Origin of the sequence: Kosakonia sp., assembly GCF_032052965.1 — a bacterium.
Lineage (GTDB): Bacteria > Pseudomonadota > Gammaproteobacteria > Enterobacterales > Enterobacteriaceae > Kosakonia.
Genome location: NZ_DAMBVN010000025.1, coordinates 1 through 14,348 on the forward strand (window position 1 = coordinate 1; position 14,348 = coordinate 14,348).

16 protein-coding genes and 2 tRNA genes are annotated in these 14,348 nt (G+C 52.6%); 10 read left to right on the forward strand and 8 right to left on the reverse strand.

Going from position 1 to position 14,348, the window contains the following annotated elements; genetic code table 11:
• Window positions 1–401: 401 nt before the first annotated feature.
• A complete protein-coding gene (locus RTX30_RS20815) occupies window positions 402–1,277 on the reverse strand; it encodes an AraC family transcriptional regulator (RefSeq protein ID WP_312692421.1) in 876 nt (291 codons plus the stop codon).
• A 133-nt stretch (window positions 1,278–1,410) separates the two neighbouring features.
• Between RTX30_RS20815 and RTX30_RS20820 the strand changes: the two genes are divergently transcribed.
• On the forward strand, window positions 1,411–2,370 hold the full coding sequence (locus tag RTX30_RS20820) for an aldo/keto reductase (protein ID WP_312692423.1): 960 nt from the start codon (window positions 1,411–1,413) through the stop codon (window positions 2,368–2,370).
• Between the two features lie 413 nt (window positions 2,371–2,783).
• Window positions 2,784–3,530, forward strand: a complete 747-nt coding sequence (locus RTX30_RS20825) for a deaminase domain-containing protein (RefSeq protein ID WP_312692425.1) — start codon at window positions 2,784–2,786, stop codon at window positions 3,528–3,530.
• Between the two features lie 735 nt (window positions 3,531–4,265).
• On the opposite strand, the gene RTX30_RS20830 is transcribed toward RTX30_RS20825, so the two are convergent.
• The 3 genes from RTX30_RS20830 to hprR all read right to left on the reverse strand — a co-directional run bounded on the left by RTX30_RS20830 (window position 4,266) and on the right by hprR (window position 7,190).
• Window positions 4,266–4,796: a glyoxalase superfamily protein gene (locus tag RTX30_RS20830; protein WP_312692427.1), complete on the reverse strand. Its 531-nt coding sequence runs from the start codon at window positions 4,794–4,796 to the stop codon at window positions 4,266–4,268.
• A gap of 365 nt (window positions 4,797–5,161) precedes the next feature.
• Entirely contained in the window at window positions 5,162–6,517 is a 1,356-nt protein-coding gene (locus tag RTX30_RS20835) for a heavy metal sensor histidine kinase (RefSeq protein ID WP_312692429.1), read from the reverse strand.
• Window positions 6,510–7,190, reverse strand: a complete 681-nt coding sequence (gene hprR / locus RTX30_RS20840; RefSeq protein ID WP_312692431.1) for a response regulator transcription factor HprR — start codon at window positions 7,188–7,190, stop codon at window positions 6,510–6,512. Before hprR ends, RTX30_RS20835 begins: the two co-directional genes overlap by 8 nt.
• Window positions 7,191–7,325: 135 nt before the next feature.
• Here hprR and uraH point away from each other — a divergent pair, with 135 nt between their 5' ends.
• A complete protein-coding gene (uraH, locus tag RTX30_RS20845; protein WP_312692433.1) occupies window positions 7,326–7,736 on the forward strand; it encodes a hydroxyisourate hydrolase in 411 nt (136 codons plus the stop codon).
• Window positions 7,737–7,963: 227 nt separating this feature from the next.
• On the forward strand, window positions 7,964–8,254 hold the full coding sequence (locus RTX30_RS20850; RefSeq protein ID WP_312692435.1) for an antibiotic biosynthesis monooxygenase family protein: 291 nt from the start codon (window positions 7,964–7,966) through the stop codon (window positions 8,252–8,254).
• 90 nt (window positions 8,255–8,344) lie between these two features.
• Here the strand turns inward: RTX30_RS20850 and RTX30_RS20855 are convergent, their stop codons facing one another.
• Window positions 8,345–8,746 (reverse strand): RidA family protein, encoded by a 402-nt coding sequence (locus tag RTX30_RS20855; RefSeq protein WP_312692437.1) that lies wholly within the window; start codon window positions 8,744–8,746, stop codon window positions 8,345–8,347.
• Window positions 8,747–8,888: 142 nt separating this feature from the next.
• On the opposite strand from RTX30_RS20855, the gene RTX30_RS20860 reads away from it, so the two are divergent.
• Entirely contained in the window at window positions 8,889–9,494 is a 606-nt protein-coding gene (locus RTX30_RS20860) for a TetR/AcrR family transcriptional regulator (protein WP_312692439.1), read from the forward strand.
• 30 nt (window positions 9,495–9,524) lie between these two features.
• Here the strand turns inward: RTX30_RS20860 and RTX30_RS20865 are convergent, their stop codons facing one another.
• Entirely contained in the window at window positions 9,525–9,953 is a 429-nt protein-coding gene (locus RTX30_RS20865; RefSeq protein WP_312692441.1) for a DUF3828 domain-containing protein, read from the reverse strand.
• A 126-nt stretch (window positions 9,954–10,079) separates the two neighbouring features.
• On the opposite strand from RTX30_RS20865, the gene RTX30_RS20870 reads away from it, so the two are divergent.
• Entirely contained in the window at window positions 10,080–10,400 is a 321-nt protein-coding gene (locus RTX30_RS20870) for a hypothetical protein (RefSeq protein ID WP_312692443.1), read from the forward strand.
• Between the two features lie 3 nt (window positions 10,401–10,403).
• On the opposite strand, the gene RTX30_RS20875 is transcribed toward RTX30_RS20870, so the two are convergent.
• Window positions 10,404–10,742: a gamma-glutamylcyclotransferase family protein gene (locus RTX30_RS20875; protein WP_312692445.1), complete on the reverse strand. Its 339-nt coding sequence runs from the start codon at window positions 10,740–10,742 to the stop codon at window positions 10,404–10,406.
• A gap of 149 nt (window positions 10,743–10,891) precedes the next feature.
• A tRNA-Asn gene (locus RTX30_RS20880) sits at window positions 10,892–10,967 on the reverse strand.
• A gap of 5 nt (window positions 10,968–10,972) precedes the next feature.
• On the opposite strand from RTX30_RS20880, the gene RTX30_RS22415 reads away from it, so the two are divergent.
• From RTX30_RS22415 to shiA, 4 genes are all read left to right on the forward strand, one after another.
• The gene (locus tag RTX30_RS22415; protein ID WP_409429838.1) at window positions 10,973–11,149 is read left to right on the forward strand and encodes a DUF5951 family protein; all 177 of its coding nucleotides are present in this window, start codon (window positions 10,973–10,975) and stop codon (window positions 11,147–11,149) included.
• On the forward strand, window positions 11,125–12,618 hold the full coding sequence (locus RTX30_RS20885; RefSeq protein ID WP_312692447.1) for an EmmdR/YeeO family multidrug/toxin efflux MATE transporter: 1,494 nt from the start codon (window positions 11,125–11,127) through the stop codon (window positions 12,616–12,618). The genes RTX30_RS22415 and RTX30_RS20885 overlap by 25 nt, the downstream gene beginning before the upstream one ends.
• 80 nt (window positions 12,619–12,698) lie before the next feature.
• Window positions 12,699–12,774, forward strand: a tRNA-Asn gene (locus tag RTX30_RS20890).
• A gap of 240 nt (window positions 12,775–13,014) precedes the next feature.
• Window positions 13,015–14,334 carry a shikimate transporter gene (shiA, locus tag RTX30_RS20895; protein WP_312692449.1) on the forward strand — a complete coding sequence of 440 codons (1,320 nt, stop codon included), beginning with the start codon at window positions 13,015–13,017 and terminating at the stop codon, window positions 14,332–14,334.
• The last annotated feature ends 14 nt before the right edge of the window (window positions 14,335–14,348 follow it).

A 14,348-nucleotide genomic window follows, 5' to 3' on the forward strand; every position in this document is an offset into this window, starting at 1 on the left:
GCTTATGAAGACATTACTAACATCGATGTGTATTAATCAATGGGGAGCAGGTCACGTGTCCAGGCAAATCTGGGGCTACCACTTTGAATGACGAGCTAAAAGCGGATACAAAACCGTTATCTATCCAGCACTGCCCGTCCATCAGAAGGCCATGAAGCATTATGACTAAGGGCCCGTTTCCTTCTTCACGATAGAACAGCTGTATGTTTCCAGACAGTGTGGGCATACCTTCTCCTCAAAATTAGCGCATTGGAAAAATGTTAACGTCACTGGCCGTACGCAGACTAGCGTGTTGAAGGAAGGTTACTCTACCCCTAATTTTTGGGTTGACGATAAAGGTTGCGTTAATCAGCCAGGGTTCGGGCACGATAAGCCATGGGTAAGATAAAAATATTTTGGTGTCAGCGAGCGCCAACGGACTGGATTTTTGCCGCGTCCCGGCGCGGTGGATCTCCAAACATCCGTTTGTATTCCCGACTGAACTGAGAAACACTTTCATATCCGACTTCAAACGCGACCGTTGCAGCCTTTGCATTCTCAGCCACAATGCGCCTTCGGGCTTCATGAAGGCGGGCATGCTTCTGATAAAGGAGAGGAGTCATTCCGGTAACGGCCTTAAAGCGCCGGTGAAAGGCCGATACGCTCATCCCTGCGACTTCCGCCATCTCCTCAATACTAAGATGAACTGCATAGCGCTTGCGGATCCATTCCATCGCCCGACGAATCTGCGTAAGACTCGAATCCACGGCAGCCATCTGCCTGAGAAGTCCCCCCTGTGTTCCTGTCAACAGCCTGTAGAGCAGCTCATATTCAATATGCGAGGCCAGAATGGGTATCTCATGCGGGCGATCCAGGAGTTCAACCAGTCGTCGCCATGCTTCAAGGAGGAGTGGTGAGGCCATCGCCAGGTTAAAGCCCGAAGGCATTGACGGTTCGGGGACCGCTGCCACGTCTACCATAAGAGAGGAGATAAGTGACGGGGAGAGAGACAGGTTCGCAACAAGAAAGGGCTTATCAGGGCTGGCTTCAGTGATCTGTCCCATCGCAGCCAATTCGGCTGCCACAATCAGGCAATCACCCGGGCCATATTCGAGTACTTCATTGCCGATGAGCGTTCTCTTCTTTCCCTGGAGAACAAGGCAGGCCACTGGCTTATAGACAAGCGGAATCATTTCCGTCGGAGCGTCCAACGAAGAGATCTTCAGTCCTGGGAGTGGTGACCAGGCCTCCCCGGCATGGTGGAGCGCCGTGGCGCAGAGAGCATCTAAGGGTGTCATTATGACATTCCACGCTGCTTGTGCATTACTGTCAAGCCTCAGGCAGGATCGGGCAATCTTTCGATATTATCAGGTATCGCGGGGATCGCTCTGGTGCCATACGCTTCATGCTTTAGAGCGAATGGAGTGACAAATGCAAAAGCGCAAACTGGGCAAACACGGCCCCGAAGTCTCTGCAATGGGTTACGGCGCCATGGGTATCACCCTCTGGTACGGGCCGAGTAATGAGCAACAGGGTATAGAAACGATCAGGCGCGCTTATGATCTTGGCGTGACCCTGTTCGACACCGCCGAAGTCTACGGATGGGGTGACAACGAAAAACTCGTGGGGCGTGCCCTCAGGGGGATCCGCGAAAATGTTGTCATCGCTACCAAATTCGGACTGACCCGCGAGTGCACCATGAACAGCCGGCCGGAGCATATCCGTGAAGTGACTGAAAACAGCCTTCGCTATCTTGGTGTTGAATACATTGACGTCCTCTACCAGCACCGGGTCGACCCAAACGTTCCGATTGAGGATGTTGCTGGTGCGGTCAGGGACCTGATTCAGGAAGGAAAGGTGAAATATTTCGGCCTCAGTGAAGCCGGGCCCCAAACCATCCGCAAGGCGCATGCGGTCCAGCCAGTTGCCGCTCTGCAGACGGAATATTCGGTCTTTGAGCGTGATGTAGAGGCAATCCTGCCCGTAACGCGTGAACTCGGGATCGGATTGGTCGCCTACGCCCCCCTTGGCCGGGGGTTCCTGACTGCAGACGTCAGGCCTGCTGCAGAGTATGACGAGACTGACAGCCGACGCTTCGACCCACGCTGGCAACCGGGTAATTTCGAGAAAAACCGTGCCGCAGTAGAACAGTTGACGGTGCTTGCCAGACAGAAAGGGGCCTCGGTTTCCCAGCTCGCGTTGGCCTGGTTGCTTGCGCAGGGGAATGACATTGTGCCCATTCCCGGCACCCGTCGTCAGGATCGTCTCGTAGAAAATATCCGGGCCGCTGAGTTGTCTCTCACACAGGAAGATATTGACGAGATATCACGGATACTGCCTGACGGGGCATTCGGTGAACGCTATAGCGCTGGTACTCCAGAGTGGATCTGAGCCCGATACGGCGTAGGCAAGCCCTTGCGACATTGATTACAGCCTCTGATGGAGAACATGCAGCATCGGCAATCTTGCTTTCTCGGGCTGGGAAGATGCCGGTCTGCTGCAATAATAAGGGATGATGCTTTGATATAAGCGTGTAGATCGACAACGCTAAATAAATATTCATCATTACGGATCAGCACCGTAGCTTCCAATGGAGTGCGGGGGATATATCGTTATCAGAGATAGTGATGCTTGATTTTCCGCATCATTGGAGGCCTCTAAGCATCAACCCATATTACGTCTGAAAACAAACCTCTTACCAGGCGGATTTGGCTATACATTTTAGATTCCAGGTTGTAATTTAATGGCCTGGCTTATGAAGAGAAAACCTGGGCCGAAAAAAATTTTCCAAAAAGGGACTCGTAATGTTTAGTGAACGTTATTATAAAGAGTTGGTCAATGGTTTCAATCATATACTGGAATACAGAAACTATGAGGACGAGATTAGCAAGACTGTTCCTGATTTTTCGGGGGTGGTAAATAAAAATAATTTAAAAAAAGCCCTGGTCGGTAATATAGCAATCTGCAGTTTGTTCAAAGATGATGTTGTAATAAGTAACAGTTTCATTGCCGCCAGCATGAAATGTCGAGATGAGGTAAGAGAGAAGCAATTTAACTCATATTTTGACGGTTCAACTATTCCAAGCTATATTGCATCGCTGATCGGCAGTGGTGTTGAGAAAAGGTTTCGTCATAAATCTACAGATAAAATTTGTGTTTTTCCGCCGCCACCTTCAAATGATTGTTTGATAGTTACACCTTTTTACAGTGGTGAAAATAACCGCCTTCATGACTCTGAAAGGATTCTATTCAATGTACTACATCAGGTGATTACAGATAACCTATTTATTTTTGATACTGTCCTGATGATAACAGAACGGATCCCTTGTGAGAGCTGTACAAATATTCTTATTGATTTTGCAAAAAGTCATAAAGTGAACATAAATATTGTATACTGGATTGATACAGGGAAAAGTCAAGAGGTAAGGGATTTTGAAGAATTAAAAAATCAAATCATTGAAAATCCAAATGCGGATAAATACATTAAAGTGTTTGAAATATTTCTTAAAATAGAGGGTAAAATCCATCTTATCGAAAGAGAGTTCAAATGAATTATGCCCCCCTAAGATATTCTTTAGAGTCATGCCTTGAAAGGCGAAAATATATATTATTATCGCATTCATATACGCTTAAAAGCACCAATTATAAAGCGTCAATCGGCAAAGGGATATCTCGATGATTAACTTCAAAAAAGTAGTGCTTTTCTGTAATTTGCGTAGCTTTAAGGTATTTTTATCCCATTACTGCAAAATCGCTAATGAAACATCCGGATTAATAGCGCTTGGGATCTTACAGTCGGTCGTTATGGCTGGTGTTCTGAAGCAAGAGGAATTAAAAGGGCCCGACTGGAATCCGGTTATGTTCTGAAGCCTATTGGCGGCTTCATCGTTGGGAATGTTTGTGACAGCATTCAGTACGGGAAATGTCATCCTTTCCTATCCCGGGTTGAGGAAATGTGAAAGGTTAATGATTCTGACGCTCTTCGAACTGAGCTTCATTGGCATACTCCTGTCTGCCGGTATCACGGTAAAGTCTTTGTAGATCTTAATCTATGGCAGTTTTAAAAATCCCGTTCTTAACCCGTTCGGCACGATGTCGGTCTGCTGCACCTGTTTTACTGTTTCCACCCGATCAAGAACCCGGAGAGGCCTGGCTTTTAGTTTGGCCGTCATGCCACGCCTGCACAACAGACCAGACTGACCGCACGCTCTGTGCCAAACCGGACAAGGCTTTTTATGCTCACCAAGGACCGCCTGCTTGCGGTCTCCTCGTTTAAGCCGGACGAACTAGCTCTGGCAGAAGCGGAGCCGGTTGCCAAACGGATCATGGACTTCCATCACGTCTCCCCAATCCTGTTTAATTATTTCCGGGCGGCCATATCCATACTGTTTGCCGTGCAGTTCATCTCTGAATAACGCAATATTCGTCATTGGGATAAATATCGTTGCGCCTGGGCTGGCGTCGCCGTGATGTTCAGAAAGATGTAACTGCAAACCCCCGCGGGTAATGCCCATATATAAAGGTAAGTTGGGTTCAAACCTGTGTTCAAATTCAACGCTGAAGGACAGAAATTCAAGGTAGAACTCCTGTGCTTTTCGAACATCAAAAATCCGTAATATCGGTATGGATGTATTGAAGTGAATTTGAGAAGGGGAGATCTCTGGGGACAACGTGGCTGCAGCGGTATTCCAGTCTCTGAAGCCTAACTGGTGTGCAACCATTTCAAGCGCGATGGAATAAGAAATCTTATGCTCGCGCAACGCAAGCGAGGCTTTTAATTTTGCCGCCATTTGTTTGGCTTGCTCGATAGAAAACATATTTCCTCCTGGCGTCAGGCATTGAGGGCGCTCGCATTACCGCATCCCGACCATCAAGAGTGATAAAATTAATGAGGTTGAGAACAAACATGCTTTCACCTTTTCCCGGAAGGAAGCGAGCGGCGGGCAGCACGGGCCCTGAATGAGGGTACACAGGTCTGCAAAATTCCTCAAGTTACCAGGTTTGGGTGAGGAGGGCGGTAACCCGTACAGGATTATCCGAAAAGAAAAATGACAAAGGGGTGTTGGAATTTTCACCGCAGACAATAAACACGTAAACCTGTAAACGACATGACTTGTCAGCGAAGGAGGGGTGTATGTAACCCATTTCGTCCGCCGCCTGCGCGTTTGCCCGCAGCGTCACCTCACACAGGCAGTCTGAGGCCAAAGATATGGTGTCCACTCTCGTGCCGGTAATACGCATCGCCGCCATGCAAGGTGGCGATGGCGCTCACCAGCGACAGCCCCAGCCCGCTTCCGGCCGTGTGGCGCACATTGTCGCCACGCCAGAACCGTTCGAAAACCTTATCCGGCTCGGCCAGAGCAGCGCCCTGGTTTGCTATCTCAATCACTACGCATTCAGTGTGATGACGCGTATTGACCGTTATCATCCCTGGGCCTTGCGAATAACGAATAGCATTGGTTAGCAGGTTAGTAATGGCTCGCTGGAATAGCATTTTGTCTGCGCTGAGGCTGCCTTCGGCATTAAGCGCTATTTGCATTTCCCGCTCTTCCGCCAGCGGTTCAAGAAAATCGATCAGCGTTTCCAGCGCGTCACAGAGTAAGAACGTCTCTTTATTGAGCTTGATATTGTAATGCGTGGCGCGGGCAAGAAAGAGAATGTTTTCCGTCAGCCTCGACAGCCCCTCCAGTTCTTCAATGTTCCCTTCCAGCAGGGTCTGGTATTCCGCAACGGAACGCGCATGGCCCAGCGCTACCTGATTCTGGCCTAACAGGACATTGATCGGCGTGCGGATCTCATGCGCCAGATCGTCTGCAAACTGGGTCAGACGGATAAAGTCCGTCGACAAACGTTGGCGCATGGTATTGAGTGCAGCTCCCAGCGGCAGCAGTTCCTTTGGTAGGGCGGGCAGCGGCACCGGCTGACTTAACCGATCGCTGCCGGTTTCCGCCATGATGTGGCTCAACCGGCTAATAGCGCGAAGCCCCCGGCGGATCAGTAACGGGCTGAGAACGGCACACAGCAAAAGGGCGGCCAGGGAAACCAGAATGCTTTGCTGGCGATAGCGCTCCAGCATTACGGCGCGTTCCCGCGCAACACGGGCAAGCGTAATGATCACCGGCCCTGTTGGTGAACGGGCCTGCAGGCTTAGCGCCGAGGCTTCTGTGCCGTCAGCATTGATCCAACGGTGTAGCTGTTTCTCATTCGGTGGGCTGCTTACCGGCACCGCGGCGAGAGGAGGTATCGTCACACCGGTGTGATTGATACTGACGTTTTGCACGTGCTGCGAACGGATGCTGAGAATATCCTGGCGGGTATCCACCATACGGTTGAAATAGAGCGGCAGATCGCCAGGTTGTGCGCCATCTTCAAGCAGTTGTCTTAATTGTGCGGCCCGGTTGATCAACGTTTGATCGTCGCGCCACACCAGCTCGCTGCGTAATGCGTTATACAGAAGCAGGCTAATGCCGCCGCAGGCCAGCGCCATAATCAGCGTAAAAATGGCCGTCAGGCGGAGCGTCAGTGAAGGGCTATACATCACCAGACCCCTTTTCAGACAAACAATAGCCCATACCTCTTACCGTCATGATGAGCTTATGCGAAAAGGGATCATCGACTTTACGGCGCAGTCGGCGGATAGCAACATCGACAATGTTAGTTTCACTGTCGAAATTAACCCCCCAAATTTCACTGGCCAACAGTGTTCGCGGCAGGATCTCACCGTGGCGGCTGGCGAGCAGCCACAGCAACATGAACTCTTTGCGCGTCAGTGCGATAGGCTTACCCTCTCGCGTCACCTGCAAGCGCGACGAGTCCATCACCAAATCGGCTACGCGCAGCGTGGTACCGTGTGGTGTCTGTTGCCGGAGCTGATTCCTGACCCGTGCCAGCAGTTCCGCAAAGGAGAAGGGTTTAACCAGATAATCATTCGCACCCAGTTCCAGCCCCTTAACCCTATCATCCACAGAGTCTCTGGCCGTCAGGCAAATGACCGGCGTATTGCTGGCGGTGCGCAGGGTTTGCAGTACCTGCCAGCCATCCATACCGGGCAGCATAATATCCAGGATCACAAGACTGTAAGGGTGCGACAGCGCCAGATGTAAGCCGTCCCGCCCGTCGGCAGTGTGATCAACAATATAGCCCGCTTCTTCAAGCCCTTTCCGCACCCAGGCGCTGGCTCTCTGGTTATCTTCAATCAGTAACAGTTTCATGGCGGCAGTGTGCCACGAAATTTCTGGCTGCCCCAGTGTTTCAGCGCCAGATGACAATATCGTCATCTTGCTGACAGGCAATACAGGTAACCGGGCAGGTATAACAGCGGGGTCATTAACACAGGAGAATCTAAGATGAAAAACACTGTTGCGGCTTTATCCCTTGCCACACTGCTTGCTGCCCCTGCCATTACGCTTGCCGCGGCAAAAAACCCGCTTAGCGTCCATGTACTGAACCAGCAAACAGGCACCCCGGCTGCAGGCGTTGCGGTAACGCTCGAGCAGAAGCAGGGGGAAAACTGGACGGTGCTGAATACGGCCAGCACAGATCAGGATGGCCGTGTTCAGGCGTTATGGCCGGAAAAACCTTTCGAAGCGGGGGATTACCGGGTAATTTTTAAAACCGGCAAATACTTCGCCGATCAAAAACAACCGAGTTTCTTCCCTGAAATTCCGGTTGAGTTCCATATCACCAGTACCTCGACGACCTATCACGTCCCGCTGTTGCTCAGCCAGTATGGTTATTCCACCTATCGCGGCAGCTGATACTGTCGTCAATATAAAGGCGGGGAACAGGCCTTTCCCCGCCTTTTTTTGCCCGTAGACCCTGATCTCTGTTCCTGGCAAACCACAGCAGGTTTCTCAGCGGTTGCTGAGGCGCAATGACCACATTTTCACTGCCGGGGTTAAGGTGTTAGCCAAAAAAGAGGGGTTATCTGTCCCGGCTGTGAGCGTATGCTTGTCTTATGTTTATCCATCAAAGGAATACCCACATGCATAATGCGATCACCATTGTTGCCACCATCACCGCACATCCCGGCGCGCGTGAAAAGGTGTTACAGGCGCTGAAAACGGTTGAACGGGATGTTCAGGGGGAACCGGGTTGCGAGCAGTATCAGCTGCATCTCAATTGCGATAACGATCATCAGTTTGTGATGATTGAGCGCTGGGCCTCCACCAGCATGCTCGAAAACCACGCCCAGGCCGCGCCCTTTAAGGAACTGGTGCGCGCGCTTGAAGGTATCGCTGATTTGCAGGTTACCTCTCTGACCCGGTCGTTCTGATGCAATCCAGACTCACGATGATTTTCCTGTGAGTCTGGTATCTCTACATCCCGTGCTATGCCTTTCAGAAGCCTGGCAGGCGTTACGCCTTTAGTTTTGCCCGGCGGGAATGCGGGCAATCACCTTAATTTCAAAATCGAAACCGGCAAGCCAGGTGACGCCCACGGCGGTCCAGTTTGGATAAGGAGGCTGGGGAAAAAGGGACTGTTTCACGGCCATAATGGTAGGAAACTGCTGTTGCGGATCGGTGTGAAAGGTCGTGACATCAATCAAATCGTCAAACGTACACCCAGCGGCTGCCAGTGTCGCTTGCAGGTTATCGAAGGCCAGCCGCACCTGGGCGGCAAAGTCAGGCTCCGGTGAGCCATCGGCGCGGCTGCCGACCTGGCCGGAAACAAACAGCAAGTCGCCGGAACGGATTGCAGCAGAGTAACCATGTGCCTCATACAGCGCGTGACGGTTGGCAGGAAAAACGGGTTCGCGAGGGATCATAGGGCTTCCTTTGGTCAAATAGCGTTGAATTCGATAAGCGTGACGCCGCCAAATGATTTAACATACACGGCGTATGTTAAATAGATATCACATACGCCGCGTATGTCAAATGAGCTGGCCCATTTTGCCCACAGGAGGACGTATGGCTGCTAAACGCCGCATTGAAACGATGGAAGCGAATCGCGCGAGAATGATCGCGGCAGCGCGAAAAGCCTTTGCCGAAAAAGGCTTTGCCGCAGCATCAATGGATGAACTGACCGCCAGCGTAGGGCTGACCCGGGGCGCGCTTTATCACAACTTTGGCGATAAAAAAGGGCTACTCGCTGCTGTGGTGGCTCAGGTCGACGGGGAAATGGCGCAACGTGCGAAAGCGGCAGCCGCCAGTGCGAGTGATGACTGGGCGCGTCTGCTGGCGGAGGGGATTGCCTACATCAAAATGGCGCTGGACCCGGAAGTGCAGCGTATCGTGTTGCTGGATGGCCCCGCGTTTCTGGGCGACCCCGCGCAGTGGCCCAGCCAGAATAGCTGCCTTGCGTCCACGCGTCAGACGCTGACAACATTGATTGAACGCCAGGAAATTAAAGCCGTGGACGCCAGTGTCGCGGCCCATCTGTTAAACAGTGCTGCGCTGAATGCGGCCCTTTGTATCGCCACCAGCGACGATCCGCAGCAAACGCTGCCAAAGGTGATTGAGGTCTTCACCCTGCTTGCAAGCGGGTTACGCCATCAAGCCGACAAGCCGCAATAACTGGCGCTACGCGGCTGTTCACCCGGCGTGCTACTTGATCAACGTCACCGAACGGATCTTCCATTTATGGTCTTCCTGCACCATGCAGTCGGCCACGATGTGATCTTTTTTCTCGCCAAAGGCAACGTAAACATGGATACAGGTCGGGTCAAAATCAGAGGATACAAAGCTCACCTGCCGCCAGTCCTCGCCAAAATCCTGCGATTTGGTAAACATATCCATATCCGGCATGTCTTTATCATTACTGTCGCCGGAATAGAGTGTTTTTATCGCCCGCAGCGTATCGCGTGTGACGTAGGGTTTCAGCGCAGCAGGATCAACCAGCGGTGAGTTATCTTGTTCAATCTGCCCGATATACCACTGATTAAATTTAAGCGCGGCAGTGACGGGTGCGGATAAGGTTTCATCAGCAAGCACCGCGGGCGAAAGCAGCAACAGTGTTAAGAGTAAACGTTTCATATATCGTCCCTGGAAATAGCATAAGTGGCTGCCACTTTATGCTTCAGAGAGTGATTTAGCTACAGTAGCCGCAATCGATAAAACGCGGTTACCGCTTTGAACCTTATGAATAACGGGAAGAGGCTCATGCAGTACGCGATTAAACACGGCGAAAATATTATTGGTTACACCGCCCTTGAGTCCGGCGATCCGCCAATGGGCTTCGTGCATGGCGCCATGGAGCCGACGTCGTTTTATACGCCAGGTGCGTCTGATGCAGTGTATCAACTCTACACCTGCGACACCCATGAAGAGGTCTCCTGCCAGGCCATAGCCGTCATCGATTACTCCGCCGAAATGGGCGAAACCTGCATTGAAGTCACGGCGTTAGTCCGCTCGGCGCAAATCTATGAAACCTTTTTTCGCCACCATTTGCAGGCCTATGAAAAAGACTTTCCGCCGCGTTAATGGTTACGGTATCTCGCGACGGGGCTGCAGCTGATAAATCCATGCCGTGATCTGCCGTTCATCGGCAGTCGTGACCTCAACCGCGACCCGATCGTAGCCCTCTTCAAACGCATCCAGCATGGCCCAGTGTTCCGAAAGTCTGGCTGACAGAAACAGAAAGCCCGGTACTTTTGCACCGTCTTTATCCAGCACGATGCCAGGAAAATCCGCCGCAGCGCCCCAGCCGCGTTCGTAAAACGTACCGGTTACATAACCGGGTAGCCACTCGCCGCCGATGCTTTCCAGAATATGGGCATTTGACTGGCCCGGACGAAGCGTACCGTAGACAAATAAAGCGTCCATTTTTCCTCAATGCGTACAGCAAAAATCACCCAACGGGAGAGAAGAGGCATAACATACGGTTTCGTGATGCGGCTCGCAACTACCTGAACCAGGGCGTGAAGGGCGTGCAGAAAAGCAAAAAGCCTGCTCGAAAGCAGGCTTTTTAAATTTGGCTCCTCTGACTGGACTCGAACCAGTGACATACGGATTAACAGTCCGCCGTTCTACCGACTGAACTACAGAGGAATCGTGTGGAGGCTTATCTTAGCGGCGAAAAAACATTTGTCAAACCTCATTTTAGCCGCGCGCGCTTGACTGCCGATTCCGTCGACAGTTTGCCGCTATTGCCGCCAATTTTAAGGAAAAGCTTTGCACGATCAGGGTTTCTCCCCCATTATTTGAAATGTGGTTTCATCATTCACGGCTAAGGAAAATTTTGAACCTCGTCACATCCCTTCGCCAGGCCGCCATGCGTACCCCCTGGTATAAAAAACGTAACAGCTACCGCGTTCTGTTCTGGCGAGAAATCACCCCCCTTGCCGTACCTATTTTCCTGGAAAACACCTGCGTTCTGATGATGGGCGTGCTCAGCACCTTCCTCGTCAGTTGGCTCGGCAAAGAGGCGATGGCGGGCGTTGGCCTGGCAGACAGCTTCAATATGGTGGTGATGTCCTTTTTCGCGGCGATCGATCTCGGTACCACGGTGGTGGTAGCCTTCAGTCTTGGCAAGCTGGATCCGGAGCGGGCGAGGGCGGCAACGCGCCAGTCGCTGGTAATCATGACCCTGTTTGCCATTGTACTGGCAGCAGTGATCCACTATTTCGGCACGGAAATCATCGACTTTATTGCCGGTGCGGCATCGGCGGAAGTGAAAGCGCTCGCGCTCACCTACCTTGAGTTGACGGTCATCAGCTACCCGGCGGCCGCGATTGCGCTCATTGGCAGCGGGGCGCTGCGCGGTGCGGGAAACACTAAAATCCCGTTGTTGATTAACGGCGGCATGAATATCCTGAATATTTTGATCAGTAGCGTGTTGATCTACGGGTTGTTCGGCTGGCAAGGGATGGGGTTTGCCGGCGCCGGGCTGGGGCTGACCATCTCGCGTTATATTGGCGCGGTGGCGATTATCTGGGTGCTGATGATTGGCTTTAACCCGTCACTGCGTATTTCGCTGAAGAGCTATTTCGAAAAGCTCAACTTCGGCATCATCTGGGAAGTGATGGGGATTGGCATCCCGGCCAGTATCGAATCGGTGCTGTTTAACGGTGGTAAACTCCTGACCCAGATGTTCGTGGCCGGCATGGGCACCAACGTTATTGCCGGTAACTTTATTGCTTTTTCGGTCGCGGCGCTTATCAACCTGCCGGGCAACGCGCTGGGATCCGCGTCAACGATCATTACCGGCAAACGGCTGGGTAAAGGCCAAATCGCGCAGGCCGAACGGCAACTGCGGCATGTGTTCTGGTTGTCGACCCTTTTGCTGACTGCCATTGCCTGGGGCACCGCCCCCTTTGCCGGGCTGTTCGCTTCGTTTTACACCCAGGAAGAGGATGTAAAAGAGGTCGTTAAAGTGCTTCTGTGGCTGAATGCCGCGTTTATGCCAATATGGGCGGCATCATGGGTATTACCCGCCGGGCTGAAAGGCGCGCGCGACGCCCGTTTCGCCATGTGGGTGTCGATGATTGGCATGTGGGGTTGTCGCGTGGTGGCCGGTTACGTATTAGGCATCATGCTCGGCATGGGTGTGATTGGCGTCTGGCTGGGGATGTTCCTCGACTGGGCGGTACGCGGCGTGTTGTTCTACTGGCGTATGGTCAGCGGCCGCTGGTTGTGGAAGTACCCCAGGCCGCAGAAAACGCCACTGCAACGCGCTGGTTCTGCACAGAATGGAGAATAATTCGGCAAACGCGCTGAAATGTGAAATCAGGCTTTGACAAGGGCCAGGGGCGCCGCTAATATTCGCCCCGTTCACACGATTCCTCTGTAGTTCAGTCGGTAGAACGGCGGACTGTTAATCCGTATGTCACTGGTTCGAGTCCAGTCAGAGGAGCCAAATTTGAAAAGCCTGCTTTTGAGCAGGCTTTTTGCTTTTCTGCGGCCGGATAATCTTCTGCCCATCCACTTTCCCTGAGTGAAATTCCCCTTTCCTGCTTCCGTACCTGTAAAAGGGTTTTCAGCAGGCGGTTGTCGCTGTAGTCTCAGTTGCGGCTTTTATTTTGCCGCGCACGATGTGAGTAACCCTCTTCCAATATTAATAACTAAAAAATTCGGAATTTAAACGGACAGGACAACTATGGACTCCACGCTCGTTACACCCCGCCCTCATGAGGAGACACCTTCACTTCATCGCGCCCGACGTGCTGCCTGGGGCAGCTTCGCCGGAGCAGTCGTCGACTGGTACGATTTTTTACTCTACGGCATTACCGCCGCGCTGGTCTTTAACCGCGAATTTTTCCCGCAGATCGATCCGGCGATGGGCACGCTGGCGGCCTTTGCCACCTTTGGCGTGGGCTTCCTGTTCCGTCCGCTGGGCGGCATTATTTTCGGTCATTTTGGCGATCGGCTGGGCCGCAAGCGAATGTTGATGATGACCGTCTGGATGATGGGCATTGCCACTGCCTGCATCGGCATTCTGCCTGCCTTTACGACCATTGGCTGGTGGGCACCTGCGCTGTTGGTAATGCTGCGCGCCATTCAGGGCTTCGCCGTCGGCGGCGAATGGGGCGGGGCGGCGTTGCTGGCAGTGGAGAGTGCGCCTGCGGGCAAAAAAGCGTTTTACAGCAGCGGCGTGCAGGTGGGCTATGGCGTGGGATTGCTGCTCTCTACCGGGCTGGTGTCGTTAATCAGCTCGCTTACCACCGACGCGCAGTTCCTGAGCTGGGGCTGGCGTTTGCCGTTCCTGTTCAGCATTGTGCTGGTACTTGGCGCGCTGTGGGTGCGAAACGGCATGGAAGAGTCTGCTGAATTTGAAGAGGCGCAAGGCCAGCAGGTGCCGAAAGCGAAAAAACGCCTGCCGGTGTTTGAAGCGCTGGTGCGTCACCCCGGGGCATTTTTGAAGATCATTGCCCTGCGTCTGTGTGAGCTGCTCACGATGTATATCGTGACGGCCTTTGCGCTTAATTACTCCACTCAGAATCTCGGCATGCCGCGCGAACTGTTTCTCAATATTGGTTTATTGGTTGGCGGCATCAGTTGCCTGACCATCCCCCTGTTTGCCTGGATGGCAGACCGCTACGGGCGTCGGCGCATCTATATCACCGGTGCGTTGGTGGGGGCATTAAGCGCGTTTCCGTTTTTTATGGCGCTGGAAGCCCGTTCGATTCTGGGCGTGGTGATCTTCTCGCTCATGCTGGCTAATATCGCTCACGATATGGTGGTCTGTGTGCAGCAGCCAATGTTTACCGAAATGTTCGGCGCAGGTTACCGCTACAGCGGCGCAGGCGTGGGGTATCAGGTCGCCAGCGTAGTGGGCGGCGGGTTTACCCCGTTTATTGCCGCGGCCTTATTAACCTTCTCTGGCGGTGAGTGGCATTCGGTAGCAGTTTACCTGATGGTAGGGTGTTTGCTCTCCGCCCTGACGGCGATGTGGATGCGATCCTCACCGTCTAAGTAGCGGGCTAACCGGGA